Genomic DNA, 24,102 nt, shown 5'->3' with positions numbered 1-24,102 from the left:
GGCTGCGCGATCAAGCATGCCGCTTGCGGGCATTATTTCGCAAACCGCCCAGGCAGTAGGTCTTAATCAAAGCCTTTCTTACAACAATGGACCTTGCCTGATATGGGGTCTTGGAAACTCGATGGCTTTAGTCACGAGCACATATATTGCCTCAATCTGAATAGTTTTTGCTGACCGACAAACGTTTGACCAGCGTTGGTGAGAAAATGCGGGTTTCAGGTGTATATTTCTCTTTTTTAGCGAGCTTAAGAGAAAGTTGGGTTGCCTGCCTGGCCATTATTTCCACCGGGTAATTGATAGTAGTCAGCTTCGGGTGAACATAACGGGAAATCAAACCATTATCGAAACCAACTAATGATATTTGTGCCGGCACGGCAATATTGTTTTCTTCCAGCGCAGAAAGCACCCCCGCCGCCATAAAATCGTTATAGGTCAGCACTGCGCTAATCGGAATGTTTTTAGACAGCAGTTCAATCATGGCAGCTTTCCCGCCTTCATCATTGCTATCTGCAGATATGGAATACTGAGCCGGACAAGGCAGATTATGATCTTTCAGGGCCTGCAGATAACCGGCTTTACGTTCGCTGGCATCATCAATTTTATGATTCGAATTAATGTAGGCAATATGTTTGTGGCCATTATTAATCAGAAACTCGGTAGCCATATAGGCACCTTTGAAGTTATCAAATGCAATACAGCGATCAGCAATTTCCGGAATATAGCGGTTAATCAGTACAAAACCCGGCACCTCTTTAGCGAAACCGATAAGTTCTTCAGCACTTAATGCTTTCGCGTGAATAATCAGGGATTCTCTGCAGCTGTTAATTAATAGCTCTATCGCCTCCCGCTCCGTATTCGCATCATGGTAACCATTGCCAATTAACAAATGTTTATTATTTACCCGCGCAACCTGATCAACGGCTTTAATTAAAGAGCCGAAAAAGGGATCGGAAATATCACTCACCAACACGCCAATGGTGCTGGAGTTTTTACTCACCAGCGCACGAGCATTAGCATTCGGGCGATAACCCAGCTTTTTCATAGCAGAGTGCACAGATGTTATCGATGCTTTCCCTGCTTTAGGTGAGTTATTAATCACTCTGGATACAGTTGCAATTGATACACCTGCTTCTCTAGCTACATCTTTAATAGTTGCCATTTTCTTCTCTTTAAGTATGTTTATCTATCCATATTAATCTACCCAATGTGCGAAAGTCAGGTCTTTTCTAAATTGAAGTCTTGAAACAGCTTGGGTATCGCATTGCTGAAGTCTCCTCAGGTAGACGCTGATTTTGCCGATGACTAAAATTCACGTACTAATAGCGCAAGAAATCACCAAAATCAGAAGATGTTACCTAGATCCAATTTCTTAGTTGGAAATTAGAATACACTAAAAATGTAAACGCTTACAACAGTATAAACTAATGTAGCTGAAATAATTACCCGTAAACTAACGCAATATGCGATCGCAAAAGGAATAACATGAAAACATTTTCTGAAATAATCGATGCCCGTGACTGGGAAAATCAACATGTAACACATCGGCATGTTGTAGAGGCGCATGCACCTTTACATGCTTATCATTCTCAGCAGGCGGCATTAAATAATCTGGATTCAAATTATCAGCAATCACTGAATGGTGAGTGGATATTCCAGTTATTTGATAAGCCAGAAAATGTACCTGCCGGTTGTATTAGTGGCGACTTTGATGATAATACGTGGCCCACAATCCCTGTACCAAGTAACTGGCAGCTGCAGGGGTATGATAAACCGATTTATACCAATATAAAATATCCTTTTGCCGATACTCCTCCTTTTGTTCCGCAAGACAATCCGACCGGTGTTTATCGTCTGCAATTTAATCTTCCCGAGTCCTGGAAAGGGCGTAAACAAAGCATTATTTTTGATGGTGTTAACTCCGCATTCCATCTCTGGTGCAATGGTGTATGGATTGGTTATTCTCAAGATAGTCGGTTAGCTGCTGAATTTGATTTAACGAACCATCTGTTTGCAAAAAACAACCAGTTGACCGTGATGATAATGCGCTGGTCTGATGGCAGTTATCTTGAAGATCAGGATATGTGGTGGTTAAGCGGAATTTTTCGCGATGTAACCCTGTTGAGTAAACCGTTTTTTTCTATTCGCGATGTGACACTCAGCACCGATTTGGATCGGTGTTATAACCACGGAACACTCAATGTTTGCACTTTTTTAAGCGGGCAAAGTCAGGAACATCGAGTCAAAGTACAGCTGTTCGATGCGCAACTACAGCCGGTATCAGAAGCTGTATTGGCAAATTCCGGGCAACGTATTATAGATGAAAAAGGTCCTGCTTTAGATCAGGTGGAACATCAGATCAGCGTAATATCGCCGCAAAAATGGAGCGCAGAATCGCCGTATTTGTATCGTGCAGTGGTATCGCTTATTGATAGTACCGATGAAGTGCTGGATTGCGAAGCTTTCCAGGTTGGTTTTCGTGTTGTTGAAATCAGCGACGGGCAACTTAAAGTGAATGGAGAACCTCTGTTAATTCGGGGGGTTAACCGTCATGAACACCACCCTGAAAAAGGGCATGCAGTTTCCCGGGAAGATATGCTGGTTGATATTAAGCTGCTTAAGCAAAATAACTTTAATGCGGTGCGTACTGCACATTACCCGAATCACCCCGCATGGTATGAGTTGTGTGATCAATACGGTTTATATGTGGTTGATGAAGCCAATATTGAAACACACGGGCAATTCCCAATGTCAAGACTTTCCAATGATGCAAGCTGGTTAAATGCTTATATGCGCCGTATGACACGTATGGTTCAGCGCGATAGAAACCACCCTTCTATTATTATCTGGTCGTTGGGCAATGAATCCGGTATCGGCAATAACCACCATGCTATGTACCAGTGGACGAAACAGAAAGATCCAACTCGTCCTGTTCAGTATGAAGGTGGCGGCTCAAATACGGCTGCCACAGATATTATTGCGCCTATGTACGCACGTGTAGATGAGGATGTCACATTAGCGAATGCTGTCAGCGTCGTCCCCAAATTTGCACTGAAAAAATGGATTGGATTACCTAATGAAAACCGTCCCCTGATCTTATGTGAATATGCGCATGCTATGGGCAACAGTTTGGGGAGTTTTGATAAATATTGGCAGGCGTTTCGTGAAAACCCAAGACTGCAGGGGGGCTTTATATGGGACTGGGTGGATCAGGGGCTAACCAAAACAGATGAAAAGGGTCAAAAATACTGGGCATACGGCGGTGATTTTGGTGATCTGATTAATGACCGTCAGTTCTGTATTAATGGTTTGATTTTTCCGGACAGAAGCCTTCACCCGACTGTTTTTGAAGCAAAAAAAGCACAACAGTATTATCAATTCAGCCAGGTCAATGATTCTAAATTAACCATTAAAGTGAACAATGAAAACCTGTTCACGACAAGTAATGGGGAAACGCTGTACTGGAATGTCAGTGAAGAAGGTTATGTGATTGAGTCAGGTGAAATCATTTTAGATGTAGCAGCAAAAAGTGATCAGGTAATAACCCTGCTAGAGGCGCTTCCTGAACAAAAACCAGATTGCGATTATCACCTTAATATTGAGGTGCGCCTAAACAGGGATAAACCTTGGGCTGAGAAAGGGTTTGTGGTAGCTACAGAGCAGCTGCAGATTGCCAACATGGGTGAATTATTAGCTCTCTCGCAACCGCAAAGTAAAGCACCTGATTTGCATGAAAACGGGCAGGCTATTTCAGTAACCGCGGATAATTTCAGCATTGAAATAGATAAAACAACGGGTCTGCTCAGCAGCTGGTTAGTTAATGGCCAAGCGAAGCTACTGCAAGGGCCCAAAGATAACTTTTTCCGTGCGCCGCTTGATAATGATATCGGTACAAGCGAAGCTGATAATATTGATGAAAATGCCTGGGCTAGCCGTTGGCAAGCAGCAGGTCTTAATGATCTGCATGTAGAATGTTTAAATATTGAAGCACGTAGATTAACCCATATCGTACAGGTAGAGGTGCAGTTCGGTCACTATTATCAAGGCAAACTGATGCTGGCTACGCGCTGGAAATATGAGATAGATGCACAAGGCTCGGTATTGATTGATATCGATCTGCGTGCTGCTAAATCATTACCGCCTTTAGCCAGAGTCGGCCTGGAATTGGTATTACCTAATACAGATAAAAAAATAAATTGGTTTGGGCGCGGTCCGCATGAAAACTATCCGGATCGTATATTGTCTGCCTATTTTGGACGTCATTCCTGTTCCATTGAAGAGATGCATACACCTTATATATTCCCGACAGAGAGCGGGCTGCGTTGTGATGTTAAAGAAGCCAAGGTAGGAGAATTAACGATAGCAGGTGATTTCCATCTGTCGGTCAGCCGTTATAGTCAAGCTAATGTGGCACAAGTTAAGCACACCAATGAGCTGATTGCAAAAGATCAGCTTTATCTGCGTTTAGACGGCTTCCATATGGGGGTCGGGGGTGATGATTCCTGGAGTCCAAGTGTCCACCAGGAGTTTCTTTTAAATAAAAAGCGTTATCAGTATCAGGTAAGACTGTCATTTAATGAATAGCAAGCTCAAGGATTTTCTATTCATTTTTATGCGTTAAAATGAATGCTGCTTCAAAATCGCTCCATGGATTTTTATTATGAGAATTATCTAAACCTTCTACTTCATGCATTGCCTTTTGACTTATGCAATAGGAGTCACCTTTCAACAGGCTGATTCCTGCAATTTTAAGTAGTCGGGGGAAGATATCCAATTAATTGTGATTAATAGCAAATAAACAAGCAAAAGACATACTTTGCCACCGGATTCAAATGGATCCGGTGGCTCAGGCCATGCTATTGTAAACGTTTACAGTTAGACAGTGAAATTCAATTAGGCTTAATGAAAGGCTTGATTTGTGTCTCTGCTGCACTACAAGGGCTATCTGGCATACATTTTAAGTGTTAGCTTGTGCCGTTGCTGAAAACTTAAAAAAACAGCATATACCAACATCCGAACCCCTGAAAAGATTTATACTCGAAAGGTTAAAAAAATAGTTCCCTTACTACCCCCTATTGCAACCCAAAGGAAAAAATATGGCCACTAACAAAGAAAAGCAGCAACAACCGGAATCAGCCGGCAATGAGAAACTTAAGCGACCGATTCTAGTCTGGGTATTATTTATTTATGCAACATTTAGCTTAACCAACTTAGCCAGTTACTATTTTATTGTTTCTGGTGACTTAGTTGTCGAAGGTCTGGCCGGGGAGTACCATAAAAGCCTTCAGACCCTTGATCATGTTTTTAATGTATTTGCTCCCATCTACTTCTATATCTGTGCACTGCAGCTATTCAGGCTAAAAGTGGTGGCATTAAAGCTATACCTTGGTTATATCCCCCTAATGGCAGCACTGCTGACCCACAACCTATTTTCCCCGACCTGGAGAGCATTAGTCGAAGCCGAGCCTTTAGGATATTACTCAACGGCCATTAGTTTTGTACTTTATTTTGCTTATGTTTATTATGCTTATCTATTAACCCAAAAAGGTATTTTGAAAGAATAAACGACTGTTTAATCAAGCTTAACGGAGGGAGGTAAGGACAGAGCGATATTGAGGAATATCGCTTAGGAATCGTTACACAATAACTTTCTCTACATTATTTCTAAAAAACCTTAAATGACTGGTTATGTTGGAAACAAAAGATCAAGTAATTTTGAAGCCGATCCTTATTCAGAGATCAGGTTTATCAGAGTTTCCTGATATTTCCCAGTGATGTGGAAAAATCAGCCTTCCCACCCTGGAATTAATTTACCAGGGCAGACTTACTGAGCTGTTAAGATTAATCGCTTAAGCGTAATACCAATTAAGATTCCTTATACTCGCGCAGTGACAAACCCTGCTCATCAAACAGATGCAGATTCGCTTTCTCAATATACAGCGACATATTATCCCCTCTGGACACCTGCTGATCGGAAGGAATATGTACTTTAAAATTGTCCAGATCCTGATAATGACCAAACAGATAGGTACTGTTGCCCAAACGTTCGACATTATCCGCATGAAACGGCAAGGTTAGTGCGCTCGATTCACTGTCAAGCAACTGGATATGTTCAGGCCGGACCCCGAGTTTAAGCTGGTCACCTTTTTTACATGTTGCAGTGTGGGTTTTGAGCTCTACTAGCTGACCGTCAGGCAATTCCACACTCACTTGTAAGCCGTTAACATCAGCTATTTTTACTGGTATAAAGTTCATTTTCGGTGAACCGATAAATCCTGCGACAAACTCATTGCCGGGTTGGTAATAAAGCTCCATCGGCGTACCTACCTGCTCTACTCTGCCGTCACGTAAGATCACTATCCGATCCGCCAATGTCATCGCTTCAACCTGATCATGGGTAACATAAACCATGGTATTAGCCAGTTGTGAATGCAGGTTGGCTATCTGCAGACGCATTTCAACACGTAACTCGGCGTCTAGATTAGACAGTGGTTCATCAAATAAAAACACTTCCGGATCACGGACAATGGCACGTCCTATTGCAACCCGCTGACGCTGGCCACCGGAAAGCTCTTTGGGTTTGCGTGATAATAACGGACCAAGCTGCAGAATATCACTGGCATGTTTTACCTGCTTTTTAATTTCACTACTGTCAACGTTGGCCATCTTCAAAGCAAAGCCCATATTTTCTTCAACCGTCATGTGCGGATAAAGCGCATAGGATTGGAACACCATCGCCACACCGCGATCGGCCGGCTCAACATGGCTGACATCAGCATTACCAATGGAAATTGTGCCGCTGCTGATATCTTCCAGTCCGGCAATAAGACGCAGCAGAGTAGATTTACCACAACCGGAAGGCCCTACAAAGACTGTAAACTCACCATCTTTTATCTCTAAATCGATACCATGAATGGTTTCGACCTCGCCAAAACGTTTTACAACTTGTTGTAATGAAATTGCAGCCATTGCAAATGCCCTCTAAGGTTTTAAGTTTTATGAAATCAGTTTTATTCCCAGTAAAAAAGCATTAAAAAAGACAATTTTGTTTTCGGAAACATCACTTAACATTCAACATTCAACATTTAACATTTAATTTTTTTAAGCTTTAAACCTAGCGCAACAACCGGCTGATAAATAGCCTTAATTTATTTAATCGTGACCCAATAAAGTATAAATATTTAATAATGTGCCTGAACGCCCATTTCCGGATTTTATCTTTATTTTCCCCGTGAATATTTTTACCTTACTGATTTTATCTACTACCCTAACTCTATTATTACATTCAATTTTTAAATGGCTGCGCAAACAAACACACGAATTATCAGGTCAACAAATAATAAATATGGAGCAGGTATGCCGGTTCAACACTCGCCCACAACAGACTCTAAGCAGCTCAGAAATGCGCCGCCCAGCCCACGCCGCAGGCTCCCTAAACAGCTTACGCCCTGGATATTCATGGCACCTGCGCTGTTATTATTCAGTATTTACGTCCTCTACCCGATCGTCAGTAGTTTTATGCTCAGCTTTTATAACTGGGATGGCATGGGTGATAAAACCTGGATTGGCTTTGATAATTATATTCAACTGTTTGACTCGGAAACATTCTGGACTGCATTAACCAACAACGTTATCTGGATGGTACTTTTTATGCTGGCACCGCCGATCGGCTTAGCCATTGCACTGTTCTTAAACCAGCAGGTACGCGGGATCCGCCTGGTTAAAGCCTTATTCTTTTTTCCCTTTGTTATTTCCCAGGTGGTAATAGGTTTAGTTTTTTCCTGGTTTTACGACCCTAATTTAGGGTTGCTTAACAGTATGCTGGATCTCTTTGGCTTTCCGACCATCGCGTTATTGTCGAGTGAGGAATATGTTACCTACGGTATTATCGCCGCCGGCTTATGGCCGCAAATTGCCTACTGTATGATCCTTTACCTTACCGGCTTAAACAGCCTCAGCCCGGATCAGATTGAAGCTGCCCGTCTGGATCGCGCAAAAGGCTTGAAAATGTTACGCCACATTATATTGCCACAACTCGCTCCTGCAACCTTCATCGCTGTGGTAGTGACGGTAATCGGCGCATTACGTTCATTTGACTTAGTTGCCACCATGACGGCCGGAGGACCCTGGGGGAGCTCGACGGTACTTGCATATATGATGTATGAAGAGTCCATTTTCAATTATCGAATGGGTTACGGTGCAGCAGTCGCCGTCGTATTGTTTTTGATTATGGCTGTCTATATCGCATACTTCCTCGTCCGTATGCTAAGGAGTGAAAAATAATGTATCCAAAACCGATTGAACATTCATCACGATTTATTAACCTTGCTTATCGTATCTCACTGCCCGTTACTATTTTATTATGGCTGATGCCGCTTGCAGCGGTAATGATGACCTCGATCCGTTCTATTCAGGATATTAATCAGGGTAACTACTGGGGATGGCCAACCAGTTTTAACTTTATTGAAAACTATCAAATGGTATTCCAGTCAACGGAAATGGGGAAATATCTGCTCAATTCTATGCTCATTACCCTGCCCGCCGTGATGGGGGCTGTAGCGCTGTCAACTCTGGCTGGCTTTGCCCTGGCAAAATACCAGTTTAAAGCCAATATCTGGATGCTTGCCATCTTCATTGGCGGTAACTTTGTACCCTTTCAAATATTAATGATTCCTGTCCGGGATTTAACCATTGATCTCGGCTTATATGATACGCACATGGCGTTAATCATGTTTCATGTCGCTTTCCAAACGGGATTCTGCACCCTCTTTATGCGCAACTTTATTGTCGGTTTGCCCAATGAGTTATTGGAATCAGCACGGGTAGATGGCGTCAATGAGTTTAAAATATTCTGGTATATCGTATTGCCTCTGGTGCGTCCGGCATTAGCGGCTCTTGCAGTACTGGTATTTACCTTTATCTGGAATGATTATTTCTGGGCATTGGTATTGGTGCAAAGCGACACCGTCCGTCCTGTTACGGCGGGACTCAGTTCGCTTCAAGGACAGTGGCTTGCTTCATGGAACCTGATTTCAGCAGGTGCCGTGGTGGCTGCTTTACCGCCGGTAGCACTGTTTTTCGCAATGCAGCGTCATTTTATTGCGGGCTTAACGCTAGGTGCAACAAAAGGTTAACCGTCAGGGGCTGACTCAGCCCCAACATTACTTACAAGGATACAATATGAAAAAGCTCCAAACAATATTGGCTGCCAGTGCGATTTCAGTCACACTGTCTTCGATGTCATATGCTGGTGAATTAATCATCAATTCCGATGCATCGGATCCCGCACCCAAGGCGGCATTTAGCGAAATTGTAACTGCGTTTGAAAAAGAAAATCCTGATATAAAAGTAACTTATAACCTCTATGATCACGAAGGTTACAAAACCACCATACGTAACTGGCTAGTAACGTCACCACCGGATGTGGTGTTCTGGTATGCCGGTAACCGTATGAAAACATTTGTTGACCGCGGTCTGTTTGAAGATGTATCAGATATTTGGGATGCAAACAAATTGCATGAAGATTTCGTCAGCGCCAAGCCGGCAATGAGCATAAACGGCAAACAATGGGGAGTACCTTATACATACTATCAATGGGGTATCTATTACCGCAAAGATATCTTCGATCAGTATGGTATTAGCGAACCAAAAACATGGGATGAGTTTCTGGCTGCCTGTGCTACGTTGAAGAAAAACAATATAGCTCCCGTCACTATCGGTACTAAATACCTGTGGACTACTGCGGGCTGGTTTGATTATATTAACTTACGTGTAAACGGTCTGGATTTCCATATGGAGCTGATGGACGGTAAAGTACCTTATACCGATCAACGCGTTAAGAAAACCTTTGAAACCTGGAAACAGGTGGTTGAACCGGGTTATTATCTGGAAAATCATGCAACTTACTCCTGGCAGGAAGCACAACCCTTCTTGTACCGTGGTGAAGCTGCAATGTATCTGATTGGTAACTTTATTACCCCTAACTTCCCGGCAGAACTTGAAGGTAAATTGGCGTTTATGCAGTTCCCGGTGATTAACCCGGAGGTGGCTATCGCTGAAGATGCGCCGATGGATACGCTGCATATTCCATCCAGGGCTAAAAATAAACAAGATGCCCGCAAATTCTTAGCGTTTATGGCCCGCCCGGAGAACCAAACTTTAGTCAACAAAGCACTGCTGCAGATCCCGCCTAACAATAAGGCACAAGCTGTTGATAACGTCTTTTTAAACAAGGGTGTTGCAATGCTTAATAGTGCCGATGGTACAGCGCAGTTCTTTGACCGGGATACCGATCCGGCGATGGCCAAAGAAGCGATGAAAGGGTTCCAGGAGTTTATGGTAAAACCGGATCGCCTCGACGATATACTTAATCGTTTGGAAAAAGTGCGTCAGCGTGTTTTTAAAGTTAAATAAGCTTTTCTTGATTAACAAATAACACCAGCCGCCCTCTCTCGAGGGCTTTATAACTACTGAGGAAGCAGTTTTTCAAACTGCTTGAGTAAAGTGGCTATTTTCTGTTTATTGTCCTTCTGGCTATGCAAATAAGGCTGAGTACTTTTTCTTTCTATTAATGTGGTGGCGATGGCCTCTTTGCGGCAATCAGCAGCAGGTGTTTCAGCCATGCTTAACGCCATTAAAACGCAGCGCTCGCCAATCTGTCTAAAGTCCTGCCTTATCGTTGTCAGAGGTGGCCAGAAATAAGCACTGTCATCGCTATCATCAAAGCCGATAACCGATACTTGCTGCGGTACACTCAAGTTAAATTCGTTTAAGGCTCTTACAACGCCAAGCGCCATCTGATCATTGCCCACCAGCAGCGCATCAAACCCACAGCCGTAGCTAAGCGCTTCACGGACATGCAGATAACCACTGGCGGCTGTCCAGTCTCCTGCAAACTGATTGACAATCCGGGCATCAGCACACTTTTTTAAAGCATCCAGCCAACCTTGCAGGCGAAGTTGCGAGGCACTGGAATCAGACGGGCCGGTAATAAGCAGAAAACGTTTTCTCTGCAGCGAGAGCATCAGCTCGGCGGCCTGTCTGGCTCCCTGATAGTTAGCGGCACAAACAACATTAACCCCACTCTCCGGTGGAACATCAATAAAAACAAAATGGATATCTGCATACTGACCAACCAGCATTTCCGCTTCTTCTTTGCCGAGCGGAATATTCATAATAATAAATTCCACCCGTTGCGATCTAAGATCGTCGACTGCCGCGGTTATTTTCTCCATTGAATGCTTTGCAACCACCGACAAAGAGATGCCGTAACCGAGCGCTTTCGCCTGCTCCCTAATACCGTTGCTTATAAGCGATGCGCCTTGCAGCATGATATCTAAGGTCACCAGACCGATCACCTTTGAGCTTGTCTGCCTTAATATTTGCGCACCTTTATGGGGAACATAACCTAATTTTTTAATCGCGCTATTAACTTTTTGCCTGGTTTCTTCCGCAACGTTGCCGGCGCCATTGCTAACTCGGGAAACCGTCTGGGTCGACACATTGGCTAACTTAGCCACATCTTTGAACGTCACGCTCATTATTGATTGCTATCCATATAGTTTAATCATTGTGAATATTGCGCATTTTTAATGCACTAAATTGTTCCCTGAGCCGAAAGCGCACTACACTTTTAATTTTTCATATTGACGGTCATGCCTCAACTGCCCCTGAATCTTTTTAATTTATCGGATTGTGCCTTTGTTATTAAACATGGACGCGCATGTTTTTGCAAACATGAAAAGTGATTGAAAACACAAAAAGAAAACAAAACATTGAACCGCATCACAATTAAAGCCAAACAAGCTCTCAATAAAAGCGAAAACATGCCAATCTACACAAAATGTTTACGCAAACACAAGTTTCTTAATTATTACATTATATTCTGGAGATACAATGAGCGAAATTATCCACCTGACCAGCAAAAGTTGCAGTCTGATAATCAAAGTTGAGCGCGTTCCTGAAATTCTGCATTGGGGAGCGAAGATAAATCAGATTGATCCCGACATTATGCTTTCTACCGAGCGCCCCATTTCTCAAGCACGTCTTGACGTTGATGTTCCGCTCTCTTTGTGTCCGGAGTTAGGTAGCGGTCACTTTAATGCACCCGGTATTGAAGGTCACCGTAATAGCCATGATTGGGCACCGGTATTTGAAGTTATTGATCAGAACGTAACTGATCAGTCAGTTGTCTTTAAACTTCAGGATAAGGTTGCACAACTGCAATTAGACATTGAACTCAAACTTGATTTCGAAAGTGATGTTATTCAAAAACGAATTACCGTTACCAACATCGGTGCAGGTAACTATCATTTAACCAAGCTTTCTTCCACATTACCCGTGCCAAACCATGCAAATGAACTGATGTCTTTCTACGGCCGCTGGACACGTGAATTTCAAACACACCGTCAATCATTTTCACATGGTGGTTTCATGCAGGAAAACCGTCGCGGCAGAACATCTCACGAAAACTTCCCGGGTCTATTTGTTGGTAGCGATCACTTTAATGAGCAAAATGGTCAGGTTTGGGGCTTCCATTTAGGCTGGAGCGGTAACCACCAGCTGCGTGCAGATGTAAAAAGTGATGGTCGTCGTTTTGTTCAGGCCGGTGAATTACTGCTTACCGGTGAAACGGTTCTGGCTGAATCTGAAAGTTATACAACGCCCTGGTTATACGCAACTTTCAGTGCAGCAGGTCTGAATGGTATCTCTGAACGCTTCCACCGCTTTGTACGCAGCGACATTCTAAAATTCCCGCTGAATAAACCACGTCCGGTACACCTTAATACCTGGGAAGGGATCTACTTCGAGCATAACCCTGAATACATCATGAAAATGGCAACAGAAGCTGCTGTGATGGGGGTTGAGCGCTTTATTATTGATGACGGCTGGTTTATCGGCCGTGATGATGATCGTACCTCATTAGGCGACTGGTACCTTGATGAGACAAAATATCCAAATGGTCTGGAGCCGGTGATCGAGCATGTTAACAACCAGGGTATGGAATTTGGTCTTTGGGTTGAACCGGAAATGATCAGCAAAGATTCAAACCTTTACCGTGAACATCCTGAGTGGGTGCTAGAGCTGCAGGGTTACCATCAGCCTTCAGGCCGCTGGCAGTATCTGCTGGATCTGCAGAACCCGGACTGCTTCAACTACCTGTTTGATCGCCTAAATGATCTGCTCACCCGTTATAATATATCTTACATGAAATGGGATATGAACCGCGAGTTAGTACAGCCGGGTCACGAAGGCAAGCCTGCTGTTCACGGCCAAACGAAGGCGTTATATGCATTGTTAGATAAATTATTGGCAACCCATAGTGAAGTTGAAATTGAATCCTGTTCTTCTGGTGGTGGTCGTATTGATTTTGAAATCCTTAAACGCACTCACCGTTTCTGGGCTTCAGATTGTAATGATGCATTAGAGCGTCAGCAGATTCAACGCGGCATGAGTTACTTCTTCCCGCCTGAAGTAATGGGCGCGCATATCGGTCCGGAGGAGTGTCACTCAACCAATCGCCGCCACCATATCAATATGCGCGGTATCACTGCATTAGGTGGTCATATGGGTGTCGAGTTAGATCCGGTAAAAGTGCCTAAAGAAGAAAGAGAAGCCTTTGCCAGATATATAACGCTGCATAAAGAATACCGTGAATTATTACACAGTGGTCGCAGCTTCCGTTTAGATACACCGGATAAACGCCAGAATATTTATGGTGTACAAAATGATCAGGAGATGCTGATTACGGTTTGTCAACTAACCATGCCTGATTACGCGCTCCCCACCCCGCTGCGGATCAGCTGCATTGATACTGATGCTAACTATCAGGTGAAATTAGTTGAAATGCCGGATACAAGCTTCCAGTTAATGAAACAACGCCCTAAATGGCTGGATAAAACACTGACTTTAAGTGGTGAAAACCTCAAAGAGATTGGTCTGACCTTACCGATTCTTGATCCGGAATCAGCGCTGATGCTCTATCTGAAAAAAATCTAGTACCGGCAAATTAGCAGCAGCTACCTGCTTATTCAGGTAGCTGTTCGCAACCTGCCTGCACAGCAACATCTTATTGTAAAAGAGAAATAAGAAACCTGTTTGAGTTTCGGCTAGCGGAATAATCAATCCGGTTATCTGGCTACAGGATTCTGCGCGGTGGAGTTAAATCTTGCTATTACTGATTTAAAAACGAACTTAGAGAAAAGGTAATGAATACTTTAATTGCCAGGGTAAAAGAGGCTTTCACCAGCCTGTTTGCCTACCCTGCTACCCATATTATCCAGGCGCCCGGTGGTGTTAACCTGTTCGGTGAGCTGTGTGAATATAATGACGGTTTTGCCCTCTCCTGTGCGATTAACTATCAGCTGATGGTGGCAGCAGCGAAACGTGATGACAATATCGTCCGGGTTATTTCGCTTGATTACGGTTATCAGGAAACGTTATTTGATTTGAGCAAAGAGATTGAGTTTCAGAGCGATTATATCTGGGCAAACTATATTCGCGGTATCGTGAAGCATTTACTGGCATGCGGGTATCAGTTTCGGGGGGCGGATCTGGTGCTCAGCGGGGATATCCCTCAGGGAGCGGGTTTGGGTTCATCTGCAGCACTTGAGGTAGTAATTGGGCAGACTTTTAAAACACTCTACGCCCTGCAGATCAGCCAGCCCGATCTCGCATTAAACGCTCAGCAGGCTGCAAATGAATTTATCGGCCGTCACTGCGGCATTGCAGATCCGCTTGTATCAGCCTGTGCTAAAGAGGATCACGCACTGCTGATTGATTGCCGCTCACGGCAGGCCCAGCAGATAGCTATCCCTGAAAATATGACCATGATGATCATCAACGCTAATAAGAAGCGTGCCTTAGTTGACAATGAATACAATACCCGCCGTGTGCAATGTCAGCAAGTGGCAAAATTTTTCTCTGTGCCGGCCTTGCGGGATGTAACTCATCAACAGTTTGAGAGACATTTTAATGAATTGGATACAAAGCTGGCAAAACGCGCACGCCACGTTATCAGTGAAAATGAGCGAACCTTAAAGGCTGCTGATGCATTGAGTCAAAGAGATATGCTGCTAATCGGGCAATTAATGGAACAGTCACATCGCTCCATGCGCGATGATTTTGAAATCACGGAGCCTGAAATTGATCTGCTTGTAGAGATTGTCAAAGCTGAAATTGGCGACTTGGGCGGAGTGCGGATGATCGCTGGTGGTTTTGGCAGCTACGTTGCTGCATTACTCCCGGTTACTCTGGTTAAACAGGTAGAAGCAGCCATTGCCGCTCAATACGAGGCGGCTACAGGCTTAAAAGAGTCGATCTACCTCAGTCAGGCGAAAGATGGCGCCAGACACATAATGACCATAACAAGCTAATTTAGCTCCAAATTTGCGCGGCACTACCTTGTTGCGAATTGGGGATAAATCAACAATCAACAATCAACACTAATAGGAACTAAAAATGACCAGACGTACAAAAATTGTTACCACATTAGGTCCGGCTACCGACCGTGATAATAATCTGGAAAAAATTATCGCTGCGGGTGCCAATATGGTGCGCATGAATTTTTCCCATGGCGAGCCTGCTGACCATATAAAACGTGCCAATGAGGTACGGGAAATTGCCGCCCGTTTAGGCAAAGAAGTCGCTATTATGGGTGACCTGCAGGGCCCGAAAATTCGAGTATCAACCTTTAAAGACGGTAAAATCCAACTCGCAGTTGGCGATAAATTTATATTAGACAGTGATATAAAAAAAGGTCAGGGCGACCAGCAGGCGGTCGGTCTTGACTACAAAACCCTGCCGCAGGAAGTGGAATCTGGTGATCTGTTATTACTGGATGATGGCCGTGTACAGTTAATTGTTGAAAAGGTTATCGGCAACCAGGTACACACCACAGTCTCCATTGGCGGGCCTTTATCTAACAATAAAGGGATTAACAAAAAAGGCGGCGGTTTATCGGCAGCGGCGTTAACCCCTAAAGATAAAAAAGATATTATCACCGCCGCTGAAATCGGTTGTGATTATCTGGCCGTCTCTTTCCCGCGTAATGGTGAAGATATTCACTATGCACGCCGCCTGGCCAAAGAAGCCGGTTGTAACGCTAAAATCGTTGCTAAGGTAGAGCGCGCGGAAGCGGTAGAAACTCAGGAAGCACTGGAAAATATTATTCTTGCCTCTGATGTGGTAATGGTTGCCCGTGGAGACCTCGGTGTCGAGATTGGTGATGCGCGTCTGGTTGGCGTACAAAAGAACATGATCCGCACTGCCCGCCGTTTAAACCGTGTGGTTATCACTGCCACACAGATGATGGAATCGATGGTCAGCGCGCCGATGCCGACACGTGCAGAGGTAATGGACGTGGCCAACGCGGTATTAGATGGCACTGATGCGGTGATGCTCTCCGGGGAAACAGCTGCAGGCGCTTATCCTGTTGAAACCGTCAAAGCGATGAGTGAAGTGTGTCTGGGTGCAGAAAAACATCCAAGCATCAATATTTCTAAAAACCGTATGGGGTATATGTTTGATGACCCGACTGAAGCACTGGCGATGACCGCAATGTTTGCCGCAAACCATACAGTAGGTATTAAAGCGATTGTTGCCTTGACGGCGTCCGGGACAACCCCGTTATTAATGTCACGTCTAAGTTCTGGATTGCCGATTTTTGCACTTTCCAGCAATAAGCAGACATTAAACTACTGTGCCCTATACCGTGGTGTCACACCGGTTAATTTTAATTCAACCACCACCAATAATGCCGAATTTACACGTAATGCAATTGAAACATTAAAACAGCGTGGTTACCTGCAGGAAGGCGATTTAGTGTTAATCACCCATGGTGAAGATCACTATGCTGGCTCAACCAACACCTGTAAAATTGCCCAGGTTTAAAGCTGCACATTGCTTTCAAAGACAAAAAGCTTCTCAATGAGAAGCTTTTTTTTGCCTATTTTCTAGTCGCCAAGCAGTTGTTCAAACTGCCTGAGTAATTCCCGCATTTTTTGCTTATTATCTTGTGCCTGCTGGTAAAGCTGGGTACTTTTTCTTTCGATTAACTGGGTGACAATGGATTCCTGCTGAAACTGTTTTGCCGGTTTATCAGCCATGCCTAAGGCCATTAAAACGCTGCGCTCTCCAATCAATAAAAAGTCCTGCCTGATGGTTGTCAGAGGCGGCGAGAAATAAGCGCTGTCAGCCGTATCATCAAAACCGATAACAGAAACTTGCTGCGGCACACTCAAGTTAAATTCGTTTAACGCCCTTATAACGCCGAGCGCCATCTGATCACTACCAACCAGCACGCCGTCAAAATCACTACTGTTACCGAGTGCTTCACGGGTGCGCAGATAACCGCTGCGCGCCTGCCAGTCCCCTTCAAGCTGGTTGACAACCTGAGCATCAGGATGCTCTTTTAATACGTCCAGCCACCCATGCAGGCGCTGTTCCGACGCGCTGGAATCATGTGGGCCGGTAATAAGTAAAAATCGTTTTCTCTGCAGGGAGAGCATCAGCTCAGCAGCTTGCCGCGCGCCCTCATAGTTCGCTGCACATACTGCATTAACCTGACTGTTTGGGGGAACATCAATAAATACAAAATGAATACCTGAATAGCGTGCAACCAGCATTTCCGACTCTTCTTTGCTGAGCGGAATATTCATTATAATGAACTCCACCCGTTGCGATTTAAGCTCGTCAATTGCCGCTGTTATTTTCTCCAGTGAATGTTCAGAAACAACCGCCAGGGAGGTGCCGTAACCGAGGTCTTTAGCCTGTTGACGGATACCGTTGGCAATCAATGAGGCACCATGCAGCAGAATATCGATGGTTACTACGCCAATCATGGTTGATTTTGCCCGACCTAATATCTGTGCACCTTTATTGGGGATATAACCTAATTGTTTAATGGCTGCATTGACTTTTATTCGGGTCTCTTCCGCCACATTAGGCGAGCCATTAGTGACCCGGGAAACTGTTTGCGTCGATACATTGGCTAACTTTGCCACGTCCTTAAATGTCACACTCATTATCTGCATCCATATACGTTAATGTTTTTGCTGCATAATGGCAGCTTTACTTCCTTATACCCCCTACAAAGCAATCGTGTTTATGGCCTGTGCGGTGTACATTTCACTGATTCAGTGATGCTATTTTACACACTTAGCAGAAAATAGGCTACCTATCAAAGGGTGCCTTTATTGTCCCATATCAATCAAGATAAAAAACGACAGGTGGAAATTACACCTAAGTGATTCATAGGGTTACTGGAATTTATTATCTAAGCCGCTATTGGGGTTATCTTCGACTTAGTCAGAGGGAGCTCACTGCTTTGCAAATAATACCAATCTAAGTAAATATCTAATCTATCTTGCTGGTTAAAATTAACGATAACTGCGTTGTTTTCAATCACAATAGCCTGCTATTGCTCAATCAAAGCCTTGTTCTCATTATTTTTAGCTGCGCAATTTAGATTGGTATAAGCGGGTTTACCTACTTTGCCAGGCAAAAAAAAGCAGAGTTATTAACTCTGCTTTAGGACGTGGAAGAAATTTAGCTATTAGTTAGCAGGCATTTCCGCCATGTTAAGAAGATTAGTTTTTTTCGTCTTAATTCTGAAGAACATACCAGTAAGAAGAACTAGACCAACGATAGCGTAGATGACCATTAAGCCTTTATCACCCGTTACCAGGCCAAGGTCAGAGAATACGATATACGCACCCAGTACCATGTAAAGAATGATTCCTGATGCTTCAAAGCGGAATGCCCAAGGTGTGATATCAATATTTTCGTTAACAGGCATAATGTAAGCACTCTCACGAGGCCGTAGTTTACCGATAACTAACATAATTCCACAACAGATAGCGAATAGTACAGCCAGTTGATGGAAGAAGTGTAATTCAGCAAGCGGCTTAAGTGGACCTAAGTAATCATGGAACTCAGTTGGTGTGAACTGAATGATACCGTAAGCGACTACGAAAAACGCCAGTGAAACTTTTGCTGCAATAGCAGGAACATACTTAGTTAAGTAACCCATGAATACAATAGTGAAGATCGGCACACTAAATAGACCGGCAAGACGCTGTAGTAAATCGAACAGACCGTTTGGTGCATACATAACGAACGGGGCAATAACAACCGATGAGATTGCAATGAACACACCGAATATACGACCTTTATGTACTAACTCTTCATCAGAAAGTTTACCCTCTTTATCAAAGAAAGGTTTATATACATTTAACGTAAATAGTGTTGTTGATGAATTCAATACACCGTTAAAGGTCGATAGGATTGCACCAAACATCGCCGCGATGAAGAAACCCACTAATGGCTTAGGCAGTACTTCGCCTACCAGACGCGTGTACATTGTATCTGCTTCAAAGCTTTGACCTGCTGCATCTACAGTACCGAACATATGGTAAGCAATAATACCAGGGATGATAAGGAATAGAGGCGTAATTACTTTGATCGCACCCGCTAAGATAACACCCTTTTGACCTTCTTTAAGGTTCTTCGCACCAAGAGCACGTTGGATGATTGCCTGATCAGTACCCCAGTAATACAGGTTAACAAGTAAAAGACCGGTAAACATCGTTGAAAATGGAACGTTAGGATCATCTGATGCACCAACAGCTTGTAATTTATCTGTTGCCTGGGTTGTGATTGTTGTCAGGCCATCCATAAAGCTACCATCACCAAGGACATAAAGGCCAAAGATAGGGATCATTAGACCACCGACAACAAGACCCACACCGTTCATACTATCTGCAATAACAACGGCTTTCAGACCACCGTAGATTGCATAGAATAGACCTAAGAAGCCGATAACAGCTGAGATAAGAAGCACAGACTGGAAGCGATCAATACCCAACAGCGTTTCAATATCGAAGATACCGCCGATAACCATCGCGCCTGCGTAAAGCGTATTTGGTAATAAGTTAATGATATAACTTAAAAGGAATAGGATGGTTACAAATTTCTTTACAGAAAGGTCATAACGAGACTCCAGGAAATCAGGAATGGTTGTGATACCCTGCTTCAAGTAGCGTGGAACCAGGAAAAGTGCAATGATTACCAGGGTAATACCTGATGCTACTTCATAGCCCATTACCGACATGTTACCTTTAAATGCAAGTGCACTCATACCAACAAAACTGGTAGCAGAAAGGTTGGTAAGGATTAGTGAGCTTGCAATAAGACCACCCGTTAAACTACGTCCGCCCAGGAAGTAGCCATCTTTAGAGTCATGATCATCTTTCTTTACTTTGGACCATGTGTATAAAACCACAAAGCCGGTAAAGAAAAAGAATGACAAAAGAATCGTTATTGACATGTAATTTCTCCGGTTAATTATTAAGGTTAAAAAGTAAGTTGAAAGCAAAACTTTATTGTTTCCGCAAACAATAAATGAACATTAGCAACGCCAACGGATTCTATATAGCGAATCCAGTTCATAATGAGATCTAGCTCAACCTGTCGGCGGTTATAATGTGACCTTGATCTCGCCAAGCAATGTTTTCGAAAACAATAATAGGGAGCCTGATAAAAACAACTATTCCATCGCTATGGGCACCCGGTGATCTTCTCCAAAAAACGAGTAAAGAGGGCTTTTGCAAGAAGTGGAATAATTAACTAAACCTGCTCATAGGGGGTGTTGAGTTATGAAAACACTCGATTTCAGGTTGGTTAGTATTAGTGAAGCTGCTCGTTTTTATAGCGTATCGGTGCCGACAATGCGCCGCTGGGATAAAACTGGGCGGTTAACATCAACTATCAGAACGCCAGGCAACCACCGACGATATCATTTAGGCCATAATGACAAGTTGAAGATTGGCTATGCCAGGGTGAGCAGCCATGATCAACGTAATGACTTGGTTACACAAGCCAAATCACTATATGGTGCTCTATAGAAAATTATACGGCTCGTTGAGCCGGAATTAACGCTGTGGAAGATAACGGCTCTGTCCTTGCTGCGTAGCAGCAAAGACAACCAGTATCGTTGAAAGCAGAAGAAACCACCAGCCTGTGATCAGGTTTGGATAGGTGTTTTAAAACGGAAAGATAATCAATTGCTAAAACAGCAGGCAACCTACTGGCTTATTCCATATAGCTGCTCGAATGTTACGTTTCTATCCCGATAAATATTTGCAACCTGTGCGAGCAGAAGTTCAGCCGCTGCAATCGAGTCGATAAGGGCATTATGCGCACTATATTGTGGAAGGTTATAGCGTTTTCTGACGGAGGAAAGACTCGTATCCTGATCAATCTTCGCTTCCATTTTCATTGTCCGCCACCTCTCTATATTCAAGGTATCAAGCCATATCAAAGGAAGCTCTGGAAGCTGTAAATTTTTCTGCGCGTAGCAATCAAGAAAACGCTTTTCAATGACTTTGCCATGAACCACCAGTATTTTACCTTTCGCGTGATCCAACAGAATATCAATTGCTTCTGCCAGATTAACACCATGATGCACCATTTGCGGTACGATGTGGTTGATAACAGCGGTTTCATGATTGATATATTGACCGTTATTAATATAGAAATGCCTTTGCGAAGCAAAGTCTATCTGCATATTTGAAATTTCTATCCAACCAATACTCAGAATATCGCTAGTTTCAGCCTCAACTCCGGTCGTTTCAAAGTCAACAACCAAAAAAGAAAGCGCTCTAAAAGGCGTATTTTTATCCGGTATTGGCTGACGCAAATTATTTTTTATCGAATCCGGTAGAGCCTGTTGTAAACATGCAACCCGTTTGTCTTTTAGCTCTCTGAGCAGGTCAGTTTTTTTAAAAAAGCGCAGCATTAGTTAAACTTCATCTTTAGAAACTGTTGCCAGTCGTCAATTAAACGGAAAGTGTCCTTGATATGCTTACGTTCGAAACTGCCAAAATAATCAGGGTTTATCTGATTATTCGGGATTTCCCCTTTGTTCATCATGTCCGCCTGATAAGAGAAACGAAAACTCTTAAGGAAGTTATAGGCACTGAGGACATTTTTTAATGTACCGTCCTCAATCAACCCGGCTTTATTGACCGCAATTAATCGCTCGGTCGTGTTACAGGCATCAACCTTAGCTGAAAGCGCATAAATCCGCGCGAGATCGACAATGATATTAATGCCGTAGCGCTTAATATTTAAAGTTTTTTCATTGTTCTCATTCTTAGTTAACACAAGATTATGAAATACACCTAGCGGGGTACGATTTTCAGCAGCATCTCTGACTAACTTGGCCAGGAAAAAACGCTGTGAGGTCATCTCTTTAAATTCATCAAATAATATTGTCCGATATTGACCGTTACCGTAAATAACGCGGGTATCAAGGAAAACACTGAGATTTAACAGGCGTTCATAATCCGGATTCTGAATCCACTTTTTATAATATTGCCGCCACACCGAAAGTGGCTGGCACCATTTGCGTGTGGCAGCCATAAATTTGCCGGGACAAAGTTCATAACCGCACAGATCCATTCCTTTGGCGACAATCATTGCAAGGTGCAGAAAATAGACCTTATCTTTTGCTGTCGCCTGATCTGACATGATAATTCCGCTATCTTGATCCGAGAGAATATTGACTTCTTTTCGCGCATGAGAGCCTGAAACAATCCAGGCAAAGTCACAAGGTGGTGGTCCTAACCGATCAATAGCAAGGTCAATCAGTCGCTGGTTAACCGCATCCATAATAGTGCTGAGAATGGTACTGATAAGATCCGCCGGCACCTTATCATTTGCCAATTTCTGAAAGATTCTTCCACGCTCAGGCATATATTCAGCTAATTCGACTTCACTGCTTGATTTCTTTATCTTATCAATCAGATAAACCGCTTGTATGCGCTGATTTTGAAACAACTGATGCAGAGAAAGCAAGCCAATCACTTGCTTATCTTTAACAATCGGCAGGTTTTTGATGTTCTTTTCCATCATACAGATGGCTGCGTCAAAAACAGTTTCCTGCGGACCAATTGTAACCGGATCCGGACTCATGATCTCGCTGATGGGCGAATCAGTAGGTTTGCCGTCAGCAATAACCCGCCCTATTAAATCGGTGCCCGTTACAATGCCGATCAGCCTATTGTCATCTTTGACAATCGCGCAATCTGCATCATTAGCACGCAGTATTTTGGCAACCGCGCGAATCGAATCATGACTATTAACTTCGGTATACCGTGCGCTGGAGACCTGATCTACGGTATAAAAAAAAGAGCTGCTATTAATATCTGTCCAGGTTGATTCGACCGCGGAATAGATCCGGTCTTCAGGTTTATCGGTAAAATGTTGCGCGAATTCAGGATAGGTAGACTGAATGTAATAGATCGTTTTTGCAGGTACAATATAAAGCAATGTATTATCTATCGCTTGTATTTGATAACTTGTCTCTGACTCGGAAAAAAGACTAAACCCGAATACATCATCCTCTTCCAGGCGGCCTCTGAGCGTACCATCAGTTAATCTTTGCTCTACCGCACCTGTTCTGATGATAAACAGAAACTTTTCTTTATCGGTTTGCGGAGGGGGAATCACCTCTCCTTTCGCAAGGTAGATAATTTTGATTGTTGAGGTTACTTGCTTCAGCAGCTTTTCGGGCAAACGGCTAAAAGGATCTATCTTTTCAATAAATAGTTCGATATTTGGTGTCAGTGACTCAGACATAATATAAACCCGCTAGAAATAACAAGAGAGGCCTTTATAACATAAAGTGGAAACGTATACACTAAATGTAATTATGAAAAAACAATACAACCTCAGAGATTTCCCGGACGCAATTTTCCATTGAATTGGCATAAGTCTAAGCAAATATTTTATAGCAAATCCATTAAGTATGTGAGCAAATATCACCGAGAAAAAATGAATCAATTCAAGGTAGCAGTTGCACTAATCAATTGTTTCCTTTGCAAAACTTCTAACGCAGAAGTGGTTCATTTAGCCTGTAGGATTGATTAGATATTTAGTGGAATTGGTATTATCACCCAATCATTGACGTCCTCCCCCCCCTCGCTAACGCGCCCGACAAGTCGGGAAAGGAAGGGGATTCCGGTTAGCTGAAAACCAGCGCCGGTGCACCACAATTGCTTGCGATGCCGGTTCCTGCTTCACCGAGCTGGCTAATGCCAATCT

At 43.4% G+C, this 24,102-nt stretch carries 16 protein-coding genes; 9 read left to right on the top strand and 7 right to left on the bottom strand.

The annotated features are described in order from the left end of the window. Positions 1-151 precede the first annotated feature (151 nt). The gene (locus ABZA00_RS02075) at positions 152-1,159 is read right to left on the bottom strand and encodes a substrate-binding domain-containing protein (RefSeq protein ID WP_372880485.1); all 1,008 of its coding nucleotides are present in this window, start codon (positions 1,157-1,159) and stop codon (positions 152-154) included. A gap of 323 nt (positions 1,160-1,482) precedes the next feature. On the opposite strand from ABZA00_RS02075, the gene ABZA00_RS02070 reads away from it, so the two are divergent. Continuing rightward, positions 1,483-4,581, top strand: a complete 3,099-nt coding sequence (locus ABZA00_RS02070) for a beta-galactosidase (RefSeq protein ID WP_372880484.1) — start codon at positions 1,483-1,485, stop codon at positions 4,579-4,581. A 512-nt stretch (positions 4,582-5,093) separates the two neighbouring features. Continuing rightward, a complete protein-coding gene (locus tag ABZA00_RS02065; protein WP_372880483.1) occupies positions 5,094-5,561 on the top strand; it encodes a hypothetical protein in 468 nt (155 codons plus the stop codon). Positions 5,562-5,862: 301 nt separating this feature from the next. Here ABZA00_RS02065 and ABZA00_RS02060 read toward each other — a convergent pair whose 3' ends face one another. Beyond that, positions 5,863-6,966 carry an ABC transporter ATP-binding protein gene (locus ABZA00_RS02060; RefSeq protein WP_372880482.1) on the bottom strand — a complete coding sequence of 368 codons (1,104 nt, stop codon included), beginning with the start codon at positions 6,964-6,966 and terminating at the stop codon, positions 5,863-5,865. Positions 6,967-7,353: 387 nt separating this feature from the next. Between ABZA00_RS02060 and ABZA00_RS02055 the strand changes: the two genes are divergently transcribed. Genes ABZA00_RS02055 through ABZA00_RS02045 form a run of 3 tightly spaced genes read left to right on the top strand, consistent with a single transcriptional unit; the run spans position 7,354 to position 10,410 of the window. After that, entirely contained in the window at positions 7,354-8,280 is a 927-nt protein-coding gene (locus ABZA00_RS02055; protein WP_372880481.1) for a carbohydrate ABC transporter permease, read from the top strand. Then, a complete protein-coding gene (locus tag ABZA00_RS02050; protein ID WP_372880480.1) occupies positions 8,280-9,131 on the top strand; it encodes a carbohydrate ABC transporter permease in 852 nt (283 codons plus the stop codon). Before ABZA00_RS02055 ends, ABZA00_RS02050 begins: the two co-directional genes overlap by 1 nt. A gap of 46 nt (positions 9,132-9,177) precedes the next feature. After that, positions 9,178-10,410: an ABC transporter substrate-binding protein gene (locus ABZA00_RS02045; protein ID WP_372880479.1), complete on the top strand. Its 1,233-nt coding sequence runs from the start codon at positions 9,178-9,180 to the stop codon at positions 10,408-10,410. Between the two features lie 53 nt (positions 10,411-10,463). Here the strand turns inward: ABZA00_RS02045 and ABZA00_RS02040 are convergent, their stop codons facing one another. Further along, a complete protein-coding gene (locus ABZA00_RS02040; RefSeq protein ID WP_372880478.1) occupies positions 10,464-11,537 on the bottom strand; it encodes a LacI family DNA-binding transcriptional regulator in 1,074 nt (357 codons plus the stop codon). 355 nt (positions 11,538-11,892) lie between these two features. Between ABZA00_RS02040 and ABZA00_RS02035 the strand changes: the two genes are divergently transcribed. The 3 genes from ABZA00_RS02035 (at position 11,893) to pyk (ending at position 16,887) form a co-directional block, all read left to right on the top strand. Beyond that, the gene (locus ABZA00_RS02035) at positions 11,893-13,995 is read left to right on the top strand and encodes an alpha-galactosidase (protein ID WP_372880477.1); all 2,103 of its coding nucleotides are present in this window, start codon (positions 11,893-11,895) and stop codon (positions 13,993-13,995) included. 209 nt (positions 13,996-14,204) lie between these two features. Further along, positions 14,205-15,371 carry a galactokinase gene (gene galK / locus ABZA00_RS02030; protein WP_372880476.1) on the top strand — a complete coding sequence of 389 codons (1,167 nt, stop codon included), beginning with the start codon at positions 14,205-14,207 and terminating at the stop codon, positions 15,369-15,371. An 85-nt stretch (positions 15,372-15,456) separates the two neighbouring features. Continuing rightward, positions 15,457-16,887: a pyruvate kinase gene (pyk, locus tag ABZA00_RS02025; protein ID WP_372880475.1), complete on the top strand. Its 1,431-nt coding sequence runs from the start codon at positions 15,457-15,459 to the stop codon at positions 16,885-16,887. A 62-nt stretch (positions 16,888-16,949) separates the two neighbouring features. Here pyk and ABZA00_RS02020 read toward each other — a convergent pair whose 3' ends face one another. Both ABZA00_RS02020 and ABZA00_RS02015 read right to left on the bottom strand, forming a co-directional pair. Continuing rightward, on the bottom strand, positions 16,950-18,020 hold the full coding sequence (locus ABZA00_RS02020) for a LacI family DNA-binding transcriptional regulator (protein WP_372880474.1): 1,071 nt from the start codon (positions 18,018-18,020) through the stop codon (positions 16,950-16,952). Positions 18,021-18,550: 530 nt separating this feature from the next. Further along, entirely contained in the window at positions 18,551-20,323 is a 1,773-nt protein-coding gene (locus ABZA00_RS02015; protein ID WP_372880473.1) for a solute:sodium symporter family transporter, read from the bottom strand. Positions 20,324-20,651: 328 nt separating this feature from the next. Here ABZA00_RS02015 and ABZA00_RS02010 point away from each other — a divergent pair, with 328 nt between their 5' ends. Beyond that, positions 20,652-20,900, top strand: a complete 249-nt coding sequence (locus ABZA00_RS02010) for a recombinase family protein (protein ID WP_372880472.1) — start codon at positions 20,652-20,654, stop codon at positions 20,898-20,900. 179 nt (positions 20,901-21,079) lie between these two features. Here ABZA00_RS02010 and ABZA00_RS02005 read toward each other — a convergent pair whose 3' ends face one another. After that, positions 21,080-21,793 (bottom strand): exonuclease domain-containing protein, encoded by a 714-nt coding sequence (locus tag ABZA00_RS02005; RefSeq protein WP_372880471.1) that lies wholly within the window; start codon positions 21,791-21,793, stop codon positions 21,080-21,082. Beyond that, positions 21,793-23,637, bottom strand: coding sequence for a putative nucleotidyltransferase substrate binding domain-containing protein (locus tag ABZA00_RS02000; RefSeq protein WP_372880470.1), 1,845 nt, complete (start codon positions 23,635-23,637; stop codon positions 21,793-21,795). The genes ABZA00_RS02005 and ABZA00_RS02000 overlap by 1 nt, the downstream gene beginning before the upstream one ends. Positions 23,638-24,102 lie beyond the last annotated feature (465 nt).

The sequence above is a fragment of the Psychromonas sp. genome, assembly GCF_041586535.1.
Taxonomy (GTDB): Bacteria; Pseudomonadota; Gammaproteobacteria; order Enterobacterales; family Psychromonadaceae; genus Psychromonas.
The sequence above is the reverse complement of the archived record's forward strand: the minus strand, read 5'-3'. Positions and strand labels throughout refer to the sequence as shown.

Coding starts and splice junctions, on each gene's coding strand:
- ABZA00_RS02075 (WP_372880485.1), bottom strand. CDS start 1,159: ATGGCAACTATTAAAGATGTAGCTAGAGAAGCAGGTGTATCAATTGCA.
- ABZA00_RS02070 (WP_372880484.1), top strand. CDS start 1,483: ATGAAAACATTTTCTGAAATAATCGATGCCCGTGACTGGGAAAATCAA.
- ABZA00_RS02065 (WP_372880483.1), top strand. CDS start 5,094: ATGGCCACTAACAAAGAAAAGCAGCAACAACCGGAATCAGCCGGCAAT.
- ABZA00_RS02060 (WP_372880482.1), bottom strand. CDS start 6,966: ATGGCTGCAATTTCATTACAACAAGTTGTAAAACGTTTTGGCGAGGTC.
- ABZA00_RS02055 (WP_372880481.1), top strand. CDS start 7,354: ATGCCGGTTCAACACTCGCCCACAACAGACTCTAAGCAGCTCAGAAAT.
- ABZA00_RS02050 (WP_372880480.1), top strand. CDS start 8,280: ATGTATCCAAAACCGATTGAACATTCATCACGATTTATTAACCTTGCT.
- ABZA00_RS02045 (WP_372880479.1), top strand. CDS start 9,178: ATGAAAAAGCTCCAAACAATATTGGCTGCCAGTGCGATTTCAGTCACA.
- ABZA00_RS02040 (WP_372880478.1), bottom strand. CDS start 11,537: ATGAGCGTGACGTTCAAAGATGTGGCTAAGTTAGCCAATGTGTCGACC.
- ABZA00_RS02035 (WP_372880477.1), top strand. CDS start 11,893: ATGAGCGAAATTATCCACCTGACCAGCAAAAGTTGCAGTCTGATAATC.
- galK (WP_372880476.1), top strand. CDS start 14,205: ATGAATACTTTAATTGCCAGGGTAAAAGAGGCTTTCACCAGCCTGTTT.
- pyk (WP_372880475.1), top strand. CDS start 15,457: ATGACCAGACGTACAAAAATTGTTACCACATTAGGTCCGGCTACCGAC.
- ABZA00_RS02020 (WP_372880474.1), bottom strand. CDS start 18,020: ATGAGTGTGACATTTAAGGACGTGGCAAAGTTAGCCAATGTATCGACG.
- ABZA00_RS02015 (WP_372880473.1), bottom strand. CDS start 20,323: ATGTCAATAACGATTCTTTTGTCATTCTTTTTCTTTACCGGCTTTGTG.
- ABZA00_RS02010 (WP_372880472.1), top strand. CDS start 20,652: ATGAAAACACTCGATTTCAGGTTGGTTAGTATTAGTGAAGCTGCTCGT.
- ABZA00_RS02005 (WP_372880471.1), bottom strand. CDS start 21,793: ATGCTGCGCTTTTTTAAAAAAACTGACCTGCTCAGAGAGCTAAAAGAC.
- ABZA00_RS02000 (WP_372880470.1), bottom strand. CDS start 23,637: ATGTCTGAGTCACTGACACCAAATATCGAACTATTTATTGAAAAGATA.